Origin of the sequence: Rhodococcoides kroppenstedtii, assembly GCF_900111805.1 — a bacterium.
GTDB lineage: Bacteria > Actinomycetota > Actinomycetes > Mycobacteriales > Mycobacteriaceae > Rhodococcoides > Rhodococcoides kroppenstedtii.
On sequence record NZ_FOJN01000016.1, the window covers coordinates 51559 to 68983 of the forward strand.

At 71.8% G+C, this 17425-nt stretch carries 11 protein-coding genes and 1 tRNA gene; 5 read left to right on the forward strand and 7 right to left on the reverse strand.

Features of this window, described 5'->3' with window-relative positions; all coding sequences use genetic code 11:
- Nucleotides 1–6 precede the first annotated feature (6 nt).
- Entirely contained in the window at nucleotides 7–1140 is a 1134-nt protein-coding gene (locus BMZ18_RS16835; protein ID WP_068361627.1) for a hypothetical protein, read from the reverse strand.
- Between the two features lie 350 nt (nucleotides 1141–1490).
- On the opposite strand from BMZ18_RS16835, the gene BMZ18_RS16840 reads away from it, so the two are divergent.
- A complete protein-coding gene (locus BMZ18_RS16840) occupies nucleotides 1491–2156 on the forward strand; it encodes a TetR/AcrR family transcriptional regulator (protein ID WP_068105175.1) in 666 nt (221 codons plus the stop codon).
- Nucleotides 2157–2190: 34 nt separating this feature from the next.
- Here BMZ18_RS16840 and acpS read toward each other — a convergent pair whose 3' ends face one another.
- Both acpS and BMZ18_RS16850 read right to left on the reverse strand, forming a co-directional pair.
- Nucleotides 2191–2583 carry a holo-ACP synthase AcpS gene (gene acpS, locus BMZ18_RS16845; protein WP_068099921.1) on the reverse strand — a complete coding sequence of 131 codons (393 nt, stop codon included), beginning with the start codon at nucleotides 2581–2583 and terminating at the stop codon, nucleotides 2191–2193.
- A complete protein-coding gene (locus tag BMZ18_RS16850; RefSeq protein ID WP_074922324.1) occupies nucleotides 2580–11792 on the reverse strand; it encodes a type I polyketide synthase in 9213 nt (3070 codons plus the stop codon). Before BMZ18_RS16850 ends, acpS begins: the two co-directional genes overlap by 4 nt.
- A 532-nt stretch (nucleotides 11793–12324) precedes the next feature.
- Between BMZ18_RS16850 and BMZ18_RS16855 the strand changes: the two genes are divergently transcribed.
- The 4 genes from BMZ18_RS16855 (at nucleotide 12325) to BMZ18_RS16870 (ending at nucleotide 14008) form a co-directional block, all read left to right on the forward strand.
- Nucleotides 12325–13041 carry a DUF8548 family protein gene (locus BMZ18_RS16855; RefSeq protein WP_139204021.1) on the forward strand — a complete coding sequence of 239 codons (717 nt, stop codon included), beginning with the start codon at nucleotides 12325–12327 and terminating at the stop codon, nucleotides 13039–13041.
- A 62-nt stretch (nucleotides 13042–13103) separates the two neighbouring features.
- Nucleotides 13104–13185, forward strand: a tRNA-Leu gene (locus tag BMZ18_RS16860).
- A 68-nt stretch (nucleotides 13186–13253) separates the two neighbouring features.
- On the forward strand, nucleotides 13254–13655 hold the full coding sequence (locus BMZ18_RS16865) for a transcriptional regulator (protein WP_074922326.1): 402 nt from the start codon (nucleotides 13254–13256) through the stop codon (nucleotides 13653–13655).
- Nucleotides 13652–14008 carry a DUF3817 domain-containing protein gene (locus BMZ18_RS16870; RefSeq protein ID WP_068099917.1) on the forward strand — a complete coding sequence of 119 codons (357 nt, stop codon included), beginning with the start codon at nucleotides 13652–13654 and terminating at the stop codon, nucleotides 14006–14008. The genes BMZ18_RS16865 and BMZ18_RS16870 overlap by 4 nt, the downstream gene beginning before the upstream one ends.
- A 188-nt stretch (nucleotides 14009–14196) precedes the next feature.
- Here BMZ18_RS16870 and BMZ18_RS16875 read toward each other — a convergent pair whose 3' ends face one another.
- The 4 genes from BMZ18_RS16875 to BMZ18_RS16890 all read right to left on the reverse strand — a co-directional run bounded on the left by BMZ18_RS16875 (nucleotide 14197) and on the right by BMZ18_RS16890 (nucleotide 17421).
- Complete coding sequence (locus tag BMZ18_RS16875) at nucleotides 14197–15033, reverse strand: DUF559 domain-containing protein (RefSeq protein ID WP_244516577.1); 837 nt, start codon at nucleotides 15031–15033, stop codon at nucleotides 14197–14199.
- A gap of 243 nt (nucleotides 15034–15276) precedes the next feature.
- Nucleotides 15277–15888, reverse strand: coding sequence for an RdgB/HAM1 family non-canonical purine NTP pyrophosphatase (gene rdgB, locus BMZ18_RS16880; RefSeq protein ID WP_068366569.1), 612 nt, complete (start codon nucleotides 15886–15888; stop codon nucleotides 15277–15279).
- Nucleotides 15881–16633, reverse strand: coding sequence for a ribonuclease PH (gene rph / locus BMZ18_RS16885; RefSeq protein WP_068099912.1), 753 nt, complete (start codon nucleotides 16631–16633; stop codon nucleotides 15881–15883). Before rph ends, rdgB begins: the two co-directional genes overlap by 8 nt.
- 29 nt (nucleotides 16634–16662) lie before the next feature.
- Nucleotides 16663–17421 (reverse strand): cyclic nucleotide-degrading phosphodiesterase, encoded by a 759-nt coding sequence (locus tag BMZ18_RS16890; RefSeq protein WP_211267524.1) that lies wholly within the window; start codon nucleotides 17419–17421, stop codon nucleotides 16663–16665.
- Nucleotides 17422–17425: the final 4 nt, after the last annotated feature.

The following is a 17425-nucleotide window of genomic DNA, read 5'->3' on the forward strand; positions in this document are numbered from 1 at the left end:
ACACGGTCAGCCGCCGAACTCCTGGTTCAGCCACTCGCCGGTCTGCTCCCAGTGCCGGGCCCACGCCTCGTCCTGGAGCTGCTGCGGCGACTTGTTCGGATCCTGGTCCGGCACCGGCACCGCGAACACCGGCGGCGGCACGGTGGAGGTGCGCGGCGTCGGGGACCACGTGGTCTGCGGCGGGACGCTCGGTGACGTCGGCGCGGGCCACGACTCCTCGGTCGCCTCCGGATCCGGCTCTGCGGTCTCGCTGGTAGGCGCGACGACCGGCGCCGGCGGAGCAGGCGGCGGAACGGCCGCGGCGCCGGTGCCCGCCGCCGGCACATCGGCAACGGGCTGCGCCGTCTCGGGGGCGGCGTCGGTCACCGACGCCGTGCGGGCCGGCTCGTCCCCCGGCTTGCCGACGACGACGGCAGCCCCCGCGATGCCCGCGGCCACCAGGATTGCGGCGGCCGACGCGGCGACCAGCGTGCCCGCGCGTCGGGTCCGGCGTCCGTCCGTCGTCGACACGGGGACGGGAGCGGGCTCGTCGTCGACGACGACGGCGAAGGCCTCGGTCACGTCGTCCGACGATGCGGGACCGGCGACGTCCGGCGCTCGAGCGTCGTCGTCCGCCGGTGCCGGACGGGCGTCGGCCGGCGGTGCCGGCAAGGTCTCGCCCGCCTGCGTGAGCGCGGCGGAGGCCACCCGGCCGGGCCGGGACGCATCGGAGGCCGGCACGGACTCCCGCGTCGGCTCGGCGGGTCGACGGCCGGGTGCCGCGGGGACGGGACGCGCGGGACGCAACCGCTGCGGCGCGCTGCGATCCCACGGGGCGGACCCGCGGGAGTCGACGACGACCGTCGGCGACGGCGCGCGGTGGACGGGCACGTCCAGGGCGAGTTCGAGGATCGGTGGCGCGGCGTCGACGTCGGCCGCGAGTCCGGTGACGACGACGCCGGTGACCGTGACGTCCGCGTCGTCGATCAGGCGCCACAGCGAGGGCACGGAGAGACCGATCTGCTCGGCGGTGAGGTCGTCCAGCGTGACGACGGCCGGCGGGCCGACGACCGATCCGTCGGCCGCGGCAAGCAACTCGGCGGTCACCGTGCTGCCCTGTACGTGGTAGGCCAGCACTGCAGCCGGCGTGGTGTCCTTCATGGCGAGCCCTCCCTGGTCTCGACGCGTGTCGGGGCGGTGCCGCCGCAGGCCACGCCGCCATCCACAGGGATGAGCGACGCGGACGCAGCGCACCCGGAACCTCACGCAGTCCGAACCACCCCCGTCGATCCGGGGCGCGAGGGCGAACGAGGCGGACCTTTTCGGTCCATCTCCCTCTCAACGCTGTCCAAACATACCGGATGTTCACAAACGGCGGGGCCGATCGGGGATGCTCGGTGGTGAGGACGCGCCGGACCGATAGTCTCGATGTCGTGGAGTCCACCGCCGGGTCACCGTGGCCGCACCAGCCGAGCACACCCGGCGAACCCGACACCCTCGACGAGTCGGACGTGCGCGACGGCGCCGACACCAGCGAGAACGCGGACACCAACGAGCCCGTGGAACTGCTCCCCCGGCGTCGCCCGACGCAGGAGCGGAGCAAGCGCAAGTTCGACGCCCTGCTCACCGCGTCGAGAGAACTCCTGGTCGACGTGGGGTTCGAATCGTTCACCTGCGAGGAAGTGGCCTCGCGGGCGGGCCTGCCGATCGGCACGCTCTATCAGTTCTTCGCCAACAAGTACGTGATCGTCTGCGAGCTCAACCGGCAGGACCTCAAGGGTGTGCAGCGGGAGCTGGCGGAATTCGACGGCGAGATCCCGTCGATCGACTGGCTGCGGTTCCTCGACGACTTCCTCGACCACATGTCCGGGTTGTGGTCGTCGGACCCGTCACGCCGGGAGGTGTGGTTGGCGATGCAGAGCACGCCGGCGACGCGGGCGACCGGCGTGATCCACGAGCGGGCCTTCGCCGCACAGATCGAGCGGATGCTCGCGCCGCTCACCCCGCGGACGCCGCGGGAGCGTCGCAACCTCATGGCCGAGGTGCTCGTGCACGTCGTCTACTCGATGCTGAACTTCTCGGTCCAGGACGGCCAGACGCACGCCGACGCGGTGGTGGAACTCAAGCGCATCATGGCCGCGTACCTGTCCCTGGCAGAGAAAGAGAGCCGGCGCTGACAGCGCCGGCTCTCTCCCCCGAGTCACTCGGTTCTCACTCCTCCAGGATCGCCACCGCGGCGGCCATGTCGCCGTCGTGCGTCAGCGACAGGTGGATCTTCACCGACGGCAGGAACTCCGCCGCCATTCCGTGCAGCTTGATCGACGGGCGGCCCCAGGCGTCGTTGACCACCTCGATCAACGGGTAGGGGTTGTCACCGATCTGCGGTGCCCGCGCGAAGCGGGATCCGGCCCATGCCTTCAGCACCGCTTCCTTCGCCGCCCACCGCGCGGCGTAGTGCCGCGCGGGGTCGCTGCTCTTGGTGGCCGCGTGGCGGCGCTCGCCGGCAGTGAAGCTGTCGCGGACCATGGTGGTCCCGACGCGCTCCATCTGCTCGGCGAACTCCGTCACCGACACCAGGTCGAGTCCGACTCCGAGGATGCTCATTCGGTCACCGTGCCATCCTGGACGGCGACGCGGTAGACGTCGTCCGCACCGAGTCGGGTGGCCTCGCTGAGCAGCAGGTCGGCTTCGAGCTGGTGCTTGACGGCCGACGGGGTGCCGTCGTGGCCCAATCGGCGATCCTCCGGGCGCCGGTACAGCGCGTCTCCGCCGCACATGGCGTCGGCGAGCCGTCGGCGGCCGGCGACGACGCGGTCCCGCGACGTGCGCAGGTACTGCTCGCGACGGTCGGCCGGGATCGCGGCGACGAACGCCTGCGGGTGCACCACCGCGATCAGCCCGGACACGTGGCCGAACCCGAGGCTGGTCAGCAGACCCGCCTTGAGCGGCAACGAGTTACCGAACGTCAGCGGCCGACGCGCCCACACCAGGTGCTCGAACTCGGCCATCTTGTCGTCGACACAGTCGAGGCTGCGGTTCGGCGGCACGACGCCCTGCGCCAACACCTGGCACAGACCGATCAGCTGGAAGGCGGCCGCGCCGCCCTTGCTGTGGCCGGTCAGCGACTTCTGCGACACCACGAACAGCGGGTTGCCCTCGCTGCGCCCCAGTGCCCGCGCCAGACGCGTGTGCAGCTCGGCCTCGTTGGGATCGTTGGCGTTGGTGGACGTGTCGTGCTTGGAGATCACGGCGATGTCGTCCGCCGCGACGCCGAGCGCCGCGAGCGAGAGCGCCATGGCCGAGTCCCGGCCACCGCGACCCACACCCAGGGCGCCGAGGCCCGGAGCCGGGATCGAGGTGTGGACACCGTCGCCGAACGACTGCGCCCAGCCGACCACACCGAGGACGGGCAGACCCATCTCCAGGGCGAGATCGCCGCGGGCGAGGAGAATCGTTCCGCCACCGTGCGATTCGACGAAGCCACCGCGTCGACGATCGTTGGCCCTCGAGAAGCGTCGATCGCTGATGCCCTGGGCCCGCATGGCCTCCGTGTCGGCCGTGGCCGACATGTCGCCGAAGCCGATGATGCCCTCGTTGCTCAGGTCGTCGAAACCGCCGGCGACCACGAACGTGGCCTTGCCGAGGCGAATCTTGTCGACGCCCTCCTCGACCGACACCGCCGCCGTTGCACACGCGGCCACGGGGTGGACCATCGCGCCGTAGGAGCCGACGTAGCTCTGGACCACGTGTGCCGCCACGACGTTCGGCAGGGCTTCCTGCAGGATGTCGTTCGCCCGCGCGTCGCCCAGCAGCGTGTCGATGTACAGCGAGCGCATCGACTCCATGCCGCCCATGCCCGTGCCCTGCGTGTTCGCCACCAGCGACGGGTGGGTCCAGCGCATGAGCTCCGACGGCTCGAAGCCCGAGGTGATGAACGCGTCGACGGTGCACACGATGTTCCACAGCGCGACGCGATCCACCGAGCTCGCCATGTCGGGCGAGATGCCCCACTTGACCGGATCGAAGCCGGTGGGGATCTGGCCGCCCACGCTGCGGGTCAACTTCATCCGACGCGGCACGCGAATCTCGGTGCCCGCCTTGCGGGTGACCTGCCAGTCGCCGTCGGCGTTGGTGGTCACCACGGTCCGGTCCGGATCCGCCGAGACGAACGCGCGGGCCTCGGCCTCGCTGCCCACCACGAAGGTCAGATCCTGGTCGAGGAACACCGAGGACATCAGCGGCGCGGTGTTGTTCACCATGGCGCCGTCGTCCTCGTACCGGCGGATGCCGCACCGCTCGACCACCACGTCGTGGTAGCGATCGGCGATCTCGGCCTCCGGCACCAGATCACCGGACTCGACGTCGTACCAACCCGGCTTGGGATCGTTCTCCCAGACAACCAGGCCGGTGCTCCACGCCAGCTCGAGAACGCCTGCCGCCGAGAGCTTCTCGTCGACCTCCATCTCGAAGCGCGTGCGCGCACTGCCGTACGGTCCGAGCTCGCCGGCACCGACGATCACGACCAGCTCCGACGGGTCCACGTCGAGCTCCGGCCAGGCCGGGGCGTCGAGTTCGCCGGTGATGCGCGGCGGCTCGGGCAGCGCGTCCACGGTGGCCGGCGCGGGGGCCGGAGCCTCCTCGGCGACGGCCGCGGCGGCGGCCTCCTTGGCCAGCGCGGCCAGGTCGAGTCCGGCCTCGGCGAGACCGCCGGTGAGGTCGACCTCGAGCGGAGCGTCCACCGCGTCGCGGCGAGACTGCTCGTCGCACAACGCGATCAGCTGCTCGGCCATCTCCTGCGTCGACCACGTCCGCACGCCGGCCGCCTCCGCGGCCTCGGCGACCACGTCGTTGTGACCCATGAGCCCGGTACCCCGCACCCACCCGATGCGGGCGTGCGCCAACGTCACTCGCTCGGCCCAGCTGCGCTCGGCCTTCCAGCGGTTGGTCACGGCGTCCAGCGCGGCCTTCGCCTCGCCGTACGCGCCGTCGCCACCGAAGAGGCCGCGGTTCGGCGAGCCCGGCAGCACCACGTGCAGTCGGCTGTCGACGTCGCGGTCGTACCCGATGGTGGACAGTCCGCCGATGAGCCGCTCGACCGACCAGAGGAGAACCTTCATCTCCATCTCGGCGCGGGCGCCGGCGTCGGACAGCTCGCCCGCCACCCGCGGTGCGGCGAAGGGGAACAGCATCGTCGGCGTCATCGCCGGCTTGACCAACTTCTTGGCGCCACCGGCCGAGTCGATCCGATCCGTGCCGACCCACTCGACGAACGCGTCGACGTCCGCGTACGACGCCATGTTCGCGGGAACCACCCAGAGCGCGGCACCGGCGACGGCGTGCGTGCGGTACAGCTCGCGGTAGAACCCGACGCGCTCCTCGTCGAGACGCGACGTGGTCAGGAAGACCGTCGCCCCGCCCGAGAGCAGCTCACCGGTCACCGCCGCGGCGATGGAGTTCTTGCTCGCCCCGGTCACCACGGCCACCTGATCGGCCCACTGTCCGGGCTTCTCGGTCGCGGTCGCGGCCGTGGCGATGGCGGCGTACGACGACGCCAGGTCGGCCAGACCCTGCGCGTCGGCACGGCGCTGCCACCACGCGGCCTGCGCGGCCACGGCCTCGCCGGCACCGGTGAAGGCGTCGACCGCCAGGGCGCGAGCAGCCTCGTCGCCGATCCACAAGCGAGCGAGATCCTCACGCGCCGTGGCCCATCGATCGTCGATCAGGACCGCGCGACGCGCGTCGAACGACGGCGCCACCAGCCGCGGCCAGTCGCTGCCGAGCTCGGCGGAGACCAGGTCGATCAGATCGGACTCGGCGCTGTCCGCTTCCGGCGTCGTCTCGACGTCCGCGAATCCGAGCTGCTCGAGCACCAGACGCGCCGCCGAGGCGAGCACGCCGCTCCGGCCGGTGATGTTCTCGGTGAACTCGCCCAGCGCGGCGGCGTCGACGGTGCCCCCACCGCCGCCGCCCCCGCTGGACGGCATCGAGACCTGGACTCCGCGGCGCTGGCCGACGGCCGTCACGGCGGCGTCGATCAACGCGTCGACGGCGGCGCCGTCGGACGGAGCGGTCTCCCCGAGACCACCGAGCGCCCCACCGCGGACGGACTGTCCGTCACGGGTGCCGAGAGCGACCTCGGCAGTGACGTGGTGTGCCCACCCGTCGCCGAGCTGCCAGACCTTGGTCACCCGCTCGGCGACGGCGCCGGGACGTCGACCCGACGGGCCGAACACCTTGCGCAGGTGATCGTTGATGGAATCGCTCAGCACCGGGCCGTAGGGCCGGTAGGTGCGGGCGAGCTTGTTGACGGTGCCGGCGAGGGCACCCATGTCGGCGTCGGCAGCACCGTCGATGGCGCCGAGCGAGAGCTCGGAACCGAGGTCGACCAGCAGCTGGTTCCGGCGTGAGGACACGCCGTCGCACAGCGCCTCGATGGTGTCGGCGGGGCCGATCTGGTCGAGGCGGAGCTTGGTCCACAGGCCGATGAGCACGGTGGTCGCGTCCGACGCGGTGAAGGCGATGTCGTCCGGGCGAGGACCGCCCGCCGGTGCCGCGGCGGGCGCCGGCGCCGGCGCCGCGGGAGCCGCTGCGGGCGCGGCGGCGGCCGGGTCCGATGCCCGCGTCTCCTCCGGCTCGTCCACGATCTCCGGGTCGGTGTCGGTGGAGAACACCACGGCGGCGTCGCGCTCGATGTTGAGCACCTCCACCGGATGGCCCACGCGGCCCGGCAGTTTCAGCGTGTTGGTGGCCAGGTTCGCGACCGTCGGCATGGCACCGAGGCCCACCTCGACGAACCGCTCGATGCCCAGGCCGCCGTCCGCGGTGTCGGCGAACAGCAGATCCTGCGTCTCGATCCACCGAACCGGGCTGGCGAACTGCCACGCGAGCAGCTCGGTCAGCACCACGCGGCACAGGTCGGACGGGCGGGCGGCCCAGTCGTCCCACGCACCGAGGACGTCGGCGAGCGGCTCGGACGGCACCAGGTCGGCGATCTCCTGCACGAACGCCTTCTCGAGCGAGAACAGGCGCGGCACCAGGTTGGGGATGTAGCGCCCCACCAGGATCGACGGATCGATCGTCTCCGGCAGCAGGTCGAGCAGGCGGTTGCGGAAGTCGTCGACTCCCCCGCGCAGGACCGTGGAGTGGAAGGGCACGTCGATACCCGGCACCAGGATGAACGCGCGCTTGCCGCCGAATTCCGCACGGCGACGGTCGATGTCGCGTTCGAGCTCCTCGAGACCGGCGACCGTGCCGGCGATGGCGTACTGCGACCCGCGCAGGTTGAGGTTCACCACCTGCAGGAACTCGCCGACACGGGCACCGATGGACTCGACGTACGCGATGACGTCGTCGTCCGCCAGGCCGATCTGCGACGGACGGATGGCGGCCATGCGGTAGTCGCTGCGGCCCTGCGCATCACGCGGCACGAGCTGGTGCATCGCGGACCCGCGCTGGAAGACCACCTCGAGGACGGCTTCGAGCGGCAGGACGCCGGCGACCGCCGCGAGGGCGTTGTACTCGCCCACCGAGTGGCCCGCGAGGAACGAGTCCTCCACGAACGCACCGGATTCCCGCAGCTCCGCAACCTGGACGACACCGAGGACGGCCATGGCCACCTGGGTGAACTGCGTCAGGTGCAGCACGCCGTCGGGATGCTTGTGGGTGACGCCGCGCGCCCGCAGCTCGGTCGGGTTGTCCCGCACCACCGCGAGGATGGAGAAGCCCAGCGCGGACCGGGTGTGCTTGTCGGCACGCTCCCAGATCTCGCGGGCGGCCTTGGACCGGCTGCGCGCGTCGAGACCCATGCCGCGGGTCTGAATGCCCTGACCGGGGAAGGCGTACACCGTCTTCGGCGCCGCGATGCGGCCGGTGGCCTGCATGACCAGGTCGCCGTCGACCTTGCAGGAGACCTCGACGACCTCACGGCCGGCCTCGAACCCGATACGGTCCACGCGCACGTCGATCGACGCGCCGGGGCGCACCATGCCGAGGAAGCGGGTGGTCCACGCGGTGAGGCGACGCGGCGGAGTGGTGGCCGACGGATCGACGGCCGTCACCACCTGCTGTGCGGCGGCCGAGAGCCACATGCCGTGGACGATCGGGCTGCCCAGACCGGCCAGACGCGCGGCGGCGTCGGAGGTGTGGATCGGGTTGTGGTCGCCGGACACCTGGGCGAAGGCACCCATGTGGCGCGGCGCGGTGACGGTGACGTCCCGACGGCGTCGACGCGGCGTCTCCACCAGCGCGTCGGTGAGCGACCCACCCGCACGCGGCGGATCGGTGAGCGTGCCGGCACCGGTGCGGCCACGAATGGCGAAGCGCTCCACCAGCGTCGCGACGGCGGGGGCGTCGAGGCCCTCGCCCAGCATCGCGCCGATCTCGACCGAGACCTCCACGACGCGGCCGAGGTCGGTGTCGATCACTTCACCGGCGGTGGCCTTGACCACGAGGATGCTGTGGTGGTCCGGCAGCTCGCCGACCAGGTCGATCCGGTGGTCGAGGTGGACCAGGTCGAGCATGCCCTCGATGACCGAGCCGGCGTCCGCGGTGCGGGCGGCGCCCAGCACGGCGAAGACGGCGGGCCAGCAGGCCCCGACGAGCACGTCCGGGACCACCGACTGGCCGACGCCGTACTCGGCGGGCAGGCCGGAGCCGGTGACCCCGGCGTGATCGGCGGTCAGGTCGGGCGACCAGGCGATGTTGAGACGCGCGGTTCCGTTCTTGACGGTCGGAAGGTCCTGTCCCGCAGCCACACCGAGGAGGGCGGACATGGCGGTCTCGGCGTCGGCGTCGGTCACCAGCGGCGCGCCGCCGTCGACGGCGGAGGCCGGGACGGTGATGCGGATGTCGACCGAGCGGCCCGCGGTCAGCGGCACCGACAGCAGCACGGCGTCGTCACCGGACGTGGTGAGGGTGGCTCCGGTGCCGGGGTGCGTCGCCTGCTCGTCGGAGGTGACCTCCCACTCGCTCACGGCGCCGAGACGACGAACGGGGTTGGGCGCCAGGCGCGATGCCCAGGTGATGTCCGGCGCGGCGAGCACGACACCGATGGCGCCACCGGCGACCTCGGGGTGACGACGCGTGGCGACGGCGACGGGCTCGGCGCCCTCGGCGAGCAACCGGTCCGTGGTGGCCTTCTCGAAGCGGTTCAGCAGATCACCGACGGGCTCGTCGACGCGGTCGATGCCGGCGACGGCGACGGTGCCGGGGATGATGCAGACCTGGTCGGCGCTGTAGCGCGGATCGTGGGCCTGCCACAGGGAGTCGCTGCGCCACCAGCGGCGCACGTCCTTGTCGACGACGGGCACGAAGTTGACCGGCTTGCCCGGCAGGCGGCACAGCGCGACGAAGAACGGGACGTCGGCGGGATGCAGGCGCACCGACTCGGCGTCGGGGTACGCCCGCAGCAGCGCCGCGACGGCGTCGGCGGGACGCTCGAGCAGGTCCTCGTCCGCGAACAGCGTGGGAACCGGTCCGCGGTCGGCCGGGTGCAGACGAGCCTCGCTGCGCTGCAGCATGTCCCGGAAGCGCACGCGCCAGGTGATGTCGAGCCACGGGTTCTCCACGCGCGGGTCGTCGCCCACGGCGAGCTCGACGTAGCGGTTGAGCCACTGCAGGTACGTCATGTCGGCGACGTCGCCGAAGTACGGCTTGGCCGTGGCGTCCAGCGCGGCGACGATCTCGTCGCGACGCGCCGCGACGGCGTCGTCGTCACCGGCGACCTCGTCGAGCAGACGGCCGGTGCGCGACGCGGCGTTGTCGATCTCGTGGATGTCCGCGCCGAGCTGGCTGCGGCCCGATGCCATTCCGCCCGTGGCGGTTCCGGCACCCACCCAGTCCGGGCACCCGGGGGTGTCGACCAGGAGCTGCTTGACCTCGGGGGCCGTGGTGGCCTCGAGGGTCGCCATGGCGGCGGTACCGACGAGGATGCCGTCGAGCGGCATCGCCGGGAAGCCGGCGTCGACGGACCACTGGCCGGTGAGGTACTCGGCGGCCCGCTCCGGGGTGCCGATGCCACCGCCGACGCAGACGACGATGTTGTCGTGCGCGCGCAGCTCGGCGTAGGTGGCGACGAGCAGGTCGTCGAGGTCCTCCCACGAGTGGTGGCCGCCGGCGCGCCCGCCTTCGATGTGCACGATCACCGGGTAGTCGGGCACCTCGGTGGCGATGCGGATGACGCTGCGGATCTGGGCGACGGTGCCCGGCTTGAACGCGACGTGGCTGATGCCGACCTCGGTCAGCTCCTCGATCAGCGCGACGGCCTCGTCGAGCTCGGGGATGCCGGCCGTGACGACCACGCCGTCGAACGGTGCACCCGCGGTGCGGGCCTTCTGCACGAGGCGCTTGCCGCCGAGCTGCAGCTTCCACAGGTACGGGTCGAGGAACAGCGAGTTGAACTGCACCGAGCGGCCCGGCTCGAGCAGCTCCTTCAGACGATCGACGTGACCGGCCAAGATCTCCTCGGTGACCTGGCCGCCACCGGCGAGCTCGGCCCAGTGGCCGGCGTTGGTGGCGGCGGCGACGATGGCCGGATCGACCGTAGTCGGCGTCATGCCGGCGAGCAGGATCGGCGAGCGACCGGTGAGCTGGGTGAAGGAGGTCTCGACGACGGTGCGGCCGTTCGGCAGCGTGACGACGCGCGGCGCGAAGTCGGTCCACGGGCGGTCGACGGCGGGGGCAGCGCCCGGCGTCAGCAGGTGGCGATGGCCGGTGCGCGTCGAGGCGGCGACGACGCCGACACCGTGACCGCGCATGTTCGACGCGGTCAGGCGGGTGAGCGCGTCACCCGGGCCGAGGTCGAGCACCCAGGCGGCACCGGCGGCGACGACGGAATCCACCGCGGCGACCCAGTCGACCGGCTCGACCAGGATGGCGGCGGCGAGGGACCGGGCGCGGTCGACGTCGAGGCCGCAGCGGGTGGCCCAGCCCTCGACGATCTCGACGGCCTCGGCGAGCTGCGGGTGGTGGAAGCCGACCTCGATGGCGAGGGGCTCGAAGACGGGCGAGAACACGTCGCCGCCACGCTTCTTGGCGTCGCGCTCGCGGGTCTCGCGGTCCGCGATCTCCTCGCACCGCTGCTGGATGCGCACCAGCGCGGTGTAGGGCCCGCTGAGGACGACGCGGCGACGACCGTTGCGGATCGCGACGACGGCGGACGCCCCACCCTCGTCACCCTCGTCGACGATCGTCTGCAGACGGGTCGGGTCGACGTTGGACACCGAGACCATCGGGGCGCGATCGCCGGCACCGATGAGACCGCGGCGGCGGCCGACCAGACCGGCGGCGGCACCGATCAGCTGGGCGAGGGCGAGGAGTTCGACGTCGCTGTCACCGCGGTCGGCGACGACGGCCTCGGCGAGAACGCCCTGCGAGTGGCCGATGACCGCGACCGGGGCGGTCGTGGTGTAGTCGAGACCCTGCACGGCGAGGGCGCGCAGGGCGGCGATCTGGGTGAGCAGCACGCCGGGCACCGACACGGCGGCGGACAGCAGAGCTGCGTCCGACGGCCCGGCGGCGGGATCGTCGGCCAGTTCCTGCTCGAGCATCCACGCGATCGGATCGAACCCGAGCGGGCGCACGACGAGCAGCTCGGCGGCCACGGGCGCGAGCACCCGCGCGGACGAGTTCACCAGATCGGTGATCTGCGGCTCGAGCGCGCAGTCGCGCGTCAGTTCGTCCAGCGTCGGCAGCCACGGGGCGCCCTGACCGCCGAAGGCGAGGGCGTACGCCTCGCCGTCGACCACGCGCTCGGCGAGCGAGCTGCTGCGGTCTCCGGACCGCGGGCGGGATGGGGTGCTCTCGTTGATCGTCACGCGTGCGTGTCCTCTCCTACCTCGGGTGCGAGGCGATGGGGGTCGGGGCCGCTGGGGGCGGCGACCTCGGTTCTCGTGGATCCGGTCGGTCGAGCGAGTCCGGTGAGACGACGCGCGCTCGATCCCTGGCGGGGAGCCGTCGCCTCGTGCGGACCAGCCTGGCACAAAATCATGAGGAAATCCTCACGTTCTGTTTGACGTCCTAGTGCTACCCGCGGGTACGTCGTGACGCCGCCCCGACGGAGGGTGCGAAGTGACCGGCGAGTAGCCGAAGTCGTCGCAGACCAGGGGGTATCTCCGCGCCGTCGAACTCGAGGAAACCCTCGGATTCGGGCCCGGGTGTGGGTGACGCATGTCACGACCTGCAGTTGTCTGTGACCCGGCGTCCGGTTCCGTGTCGGCTCTGACTGGGTGTCGGTCCCGTCCGGGCCGCCGGCCCTGTCGGACCCCGGCGCTACCGTCCGAAACGCACGGCGCCCGCCGTGCCCCACATCGGCACACTCGTGCCGCACGCAGATCCGGGGGGAATCTCGTGACCGCATCCATCACCACCGAACCGAACACCACCGAAGTCGGCGCCGCCGCACCCGTCGCCGCGCCGTCGGACCTCACCGCATCGGTTCTGCGCGCCGTCCCGCGCGAGTCGTCGCCGTTCTGGTTCCCGGGCTGGCGGGACACCGAGGCGGCGTTGCTCGACGCCGTCTTCTCCGCCCGCGCGTCGTACGGCGGGCCGACCACGGGAGTCCGCGGCGTCGTCGCCACGTGGCGGACCCATCGGCAGGGACGGACCGACGATCTCTCGGCCTTCGCCGCCTGCGATGGAGACGGGCTCGCCGACCTCCTCGGCAACCGACAGCGGGTGCCCGGCAATCGCACCACCAAGGCAGCAGCGGTGGTGGCTGCGGCCGCCGCGCTCACCGAGGCCGGCGTCCGGAGCGCCGCGGACGTGACCGACACCGAGGCGCTCCGACGCGCCGTCGTCGACGTCCCCGGCCTCGGTGAGCGCACGTGGCTGTGCTTCCTCGGCGCCCTCGGGGTGGTGACGGACGATGCCGAGGCGCTGGTCGCGTCGTTCCTGCGGGAGGTCACCGGGTCCACCGACGATCTGGACACGGCCGCGGTCGACGATCTTCTCGGTGCGATCGCCGGTGAGCTCGCGGTCGACGTCCCCACCGTGCGACACGCGCTGTGGCGCCATCAGCGCGTCGTCACCGGTCGGCGTTCTCCCGCGCCGCCGCCCGTGGCCTGAGCTCGGACGCCCGCGTCACCTCTCCGTCGGAGGTGGCGCGGGCGTCTAGACTCGGCCCGCACGCGCGAGTGGCGAAATGGCAGACGCGCCAGATTTAGGTTCTGGTGTCCGAAGGACGTGGGGGTTCGAGTCCCCCCTCGCGCACCGAATCGACGTGCGGCGAAGTACGACGCCGCGTCGTTGACACACCGGCGCTCCGGTAGCCTGGCCGTGTGGATCGACACGGCGACGGAACTCGGGCCAGGAGTCGACCTGCCCTGATTCTGCTGGTCGTGGTCGCCGCCGGCGGCTGCTTGGCGCTCGGCTGGTGGCAGTGGGAGCGCTTCGAATCGTCGACCGGTTCGGGTCAGAACCTCGGCTACGCCCTGCAGTGGCCGCTGTTCGCCGCGTTCGTCGTCTTCGCCTACCGCCGGTTCGTGCAGCTCGAGGACGCGCCCGAGGAGCCGGAGCCGAATCCCACCGCCGAGCCGACGGAGATCCCCGCGGATCTGCTGCCGCAGCGGCCCACCGTCACCCCGGCGGAGACACTCGGCACGGACGCCGAGTCCCGCAGCCTGCAGGAATACAACCGCTATCTCGCGGAGCTCGGCCGCGAGGACAGGAGCAGTTCGTGAGCACCGCCGATTCCGGATCCGCCGCCCCCGCTCGCACGAAGGATTCGCGGGTGGCGCCTGCGCTGCTCCGGTACCGCGTGCTCGCGTACGCCACCGGACTCTGGCTGCTGGTGCTGACCGCGGAGATGGTGGCCAAGTACGGCTTCGGCGTGCAGGACCTGCCCGGGTGGATCGCCGTCGTGCACGGCTGGGTGTACTTCGTCTACCTCCTCGTGACCCTGGACCTGGCCGTCAAGGTGCGCTGGCCCGTCGGTCGCACGGTGGGCACCCTCCTCGCGGGCACCGTGCCGTTCCTCTCCTTCGTCATCGAGCACCGGCGCACCCAGCAGGTCAAGCGCGACTTCGCCGTCTGACGCGTCCCGACCTGCCCCGCTGCACACAACACGCCCAGGGCGGCGGGAACCCGTCCAATTCGCGGACCTGTGTGCACTGAGGCACGTGCAGTCCCCGTCACCGCCCGACCTGCCCCCCGGACCTGCGCCGCCGCACACGAGTCGGCCCGACTGCCGGGAACCCGTTCATTCCGCGGACCTGTGTGCACTCAGGCACGGGACTTCCGCCGCTTCCGCACCACCGCGAGGATCTCGTCGGCCACCTCGTCCGTGTGTGCCAACGCCCGTGCCACCGAATAGCGCAGCACGAGCCACCCGTCGAGCACCAACTCGTTCTGACGGATGCGGTCACGGGTGAACGTGTGCGGGTCGATGTGGAACTCCCGTCCGTCGATCTCCACGATCACCCGCGCGCGCCGGCACACCAGGTCGCCGTAGTACTTCCCCACCGCGGCGTTGATCTCCATGCCGGCGTGTCTCGCGCTGAGGGCTCGGGCGACCTGGCGCTCCGCCTCGGACAGGGTCCGGGGGCACGCCGTCCGCAACTGCCGCCGCACCGCCGCGACACCGTGCATGCCCCGCGCGGCGTCGCAGAGTTCCGCGACCGCCCGCCACCGCACTCGGTGCGACAGAGCGTGATCGACGAACCGTTCGAGAGCCTCGGCATCCAGGGTGGTCGCCACGTCCACGAAACACTGTTCCTGCGTGACCACCGGCAACAGTGCGCGGTAGACCACGGGCTCCACTACTCGACGGTGGAGCCTGAACCCCGGCGGGCAGCGCGGCGAGGTAAACATCGGAACGGTGGCGTGCACCACCTCGGGCTCGGGGACGAGCAGGCCCCAGAGCCACGCCGCGGTGTCGTGGCTCAACACCGCCTTGGGTTTCCAGGCCACCACCGCCCGGCAACGATCCTCGTAGGTGGGCGGGCGAGTGCTGTACACCGCCGGCAGCACGCGGTGCAGTCTTCCGGTGCGCACGCGATGCTCGAGGGCACCCTTCCCGATCCCGTTGCGCAGCAGTTCGTCTCGTCTGTACACGGTCACGGGCCAAGCTTGACCGTGACGGCCGCTTGTACAGCCCCGAGAACCCATCCCTGTGGATGGACCTGCCGGAGTATCCACAGGACGCCCCGATTACCGGGAACCCGCCGGATCATCCGACCTGTGTGCAACCTGGCAGGTCGAACCCCCACACCCCCGACCATGCCTCCCCGCACACAAGTTGCCCCGATTACCGGGAACCCGCCGGATCATCCGACCTGTGTGCAACCAGGCAAGTCGAACGCGCTACCGCAGCGCCGCGATCGCCGGCACCAACGCGCGGAGGGCGATACCGCGGTGGGAGGCGGCGTCCTTCTCCTGCGGGCTCAGTTCTGCGGCGGACCGGTCACCACCGCCGGGCACGAACACCGGGTCGTAGCCGAAGCCACCCCCGCCCGCACGTTCCCGCGCCACGACGCCGCGCCATTCCCCGCGGGTGACGGTCTCGGTTCCGTTCGGCAGGACCAGCGCGCACGCGGAGACGAAGCCCGCACCGCGCCGCTCGTCCGGCACGTCCGCGAGTTGTGCGAGGAGCAGGGAGGTGTTGGCCTCGTCCTCGCCGTGTCGCCCGGACCAGCGGGCCGACAGCACTCCGGGCATACCGTTCAACGCGTCGACGGCGATCCCGGAATCGTCTGCAACACAGGCCAATCCGGTGGCAGCAGCCCCGTCGCGCGCCTTGATGAGCGCGTTCTCCTCGAACGTGGCACCGGTCTCGGGGGTCTCCGGGTACTCCGGCACCTCGTCGAGCCCGATCAGCTCGATCCCCTCGACGGCCGCGGCGTCCAGCACTCGCCGCAACTCGGCGAGCTTCTTCGGATTGCGGCTCGCGACCAGCAGGCGCACCGAATCAAGCACCGGGCAGCTCACCGGGGTACGGCGCCGCCAGAGCTTCCCGCTGCACCGCGAAGATGCGCTCGCAGCCGGCCAGCGCACTGTCAAGCATCGCGTCGAGCGTCGACCGGGGGAACGTCGCGCCCTCCCCCGTGCCCTGGATCTCGACGAGCGTTCCGGTGTCGGTGGCCACGACGTTCATGTCGACCTCGGCGCGCGAATCCTCCTCGTACGGCAGGTCCAGACGCACCCGACCGTCGACGACGCCGACGGAGACGGCCGCGATGGCGCAGGAGATCGGCTGCGGGTCGGCGAGGCGACCGTGGGCTCCGAGGTAGGTCACGGCGTCGGCCAACGCGACGTAGGCGCCGGTGATCGCCGCGGTCCGGGTGCCGCCGTCGGCCTGGAGCACGTCGCAGTCGAGTGCGATGGTGTTCTCCCCGATGGCGGCCAGGTCGATGCAGGCCCGCAGGGAGCGGCCGACCAGTCGACTAATTTCCTGGGTGCGCCCGGACACCTTGCCCTTCACGGACTCTCGGCTGTTCCGGGTGTGGGTGGCGCCGGGCAGCATCGCGTACTCGGCGGTGAGCCAGCCGAGCCCGGAGCCCTTGCGCCAGCGCGGCACCCCCGCCTCGACGCTCGCGGTGCACATGACCCGCGTGTTGCCGAACTCCACCAGCACCGACCCGGCCGGGTGGGAGGTGAAACCCCGCGTCAGGGTGATGGGGCGCAGTTCGTCGTCGTCTCGTCCGTCTTCGCGTGTGGCCACCGGCCCACCCTATCGGGTGCGGCCGCCGGTCAGAGTTCGACGACGTAGCCGGGTGAGACCGCGTGCACAGGGCCGTCGAACTCGGCCTTGGCCTCGGCGATCACGTCCTCGCGGGACGTCCAGGGCGGGATGTGGGTCAGGAGGAGCTCGCCGACGCCTGCGGTGGCGGCGAGGCGGCCGGCCTCGGCACCGGAGAGGTGAACGCCCAGCGGCCGGTCGGCGGAATCGGTCCAGGACGCCTCCGCCAGCAGAACGTCGGCACCGCGGGCGAGAGTCTCGACGGCGTCGCACACCCCGGTGTCCCCGGTGTAGGCGAGCACGGTGCCGTTCTCGGTGGTGACACGCATGCCGTAGGACTCAGGCGGGTGGTAGACCCGACGCGTCTCGATGGACAGGGCGCCGAACTCGATGACGCCGCCGTCGCGGAGGTAGCGCAGGTCCAGGGTGTCGGACATGTCGTCGATCTTGCCGCCGCTCTCCGCGGACGCGACCCCCAGCCGGAACGCCATGTCGGACGGGCCGAACACCAGTGCTCGCCCCTCGGCCGGCACCGGGTGGTAGCGACGCCACACGAGCAACCCCGGGACGTCGAGGCAGTGGTCGGCGTGCAGGTGCGAGAGCAGGACGTGGACGTCGACGGGATCGGCGTACTTCTGCAGTGCCCCCAGCACGCCCGGTCCGAAGTCGAGGACCAGCGGCGGGGTGTCGGGCGCCTCGAGGAGATACCCGGACGCCGGTGAGTCGGGACCCGACACGCTGCCCGAACAACCCAGGACCGTGAGACGCATGGGG

Bases quoted from the DNA above. Each gene is read 5' to 3' on its own strand.
- BMZ18_RS16835 (WP_068361627.1), bottom strand. From the start codon at position 1,140: ATGAAGGACACCACGCCGGCTGCAGTGCTGGCCTACCACGTACAGGGC.
- acpS (WP_068099921.1), bottom strand. From the start codon at position 2,583: ATGAGCATCCTCGGAGTCGGACTCGACCTGGTGTCGGTGACGGAGTTC.
- BMZ18_RS16890 (WP_211267524.1), bottom strand. From the start codon at position 17,421: ATGCGTCTCACGGTCCTGGGTTGTTCGGGCAGCGTGTCGGGTCCCGAC.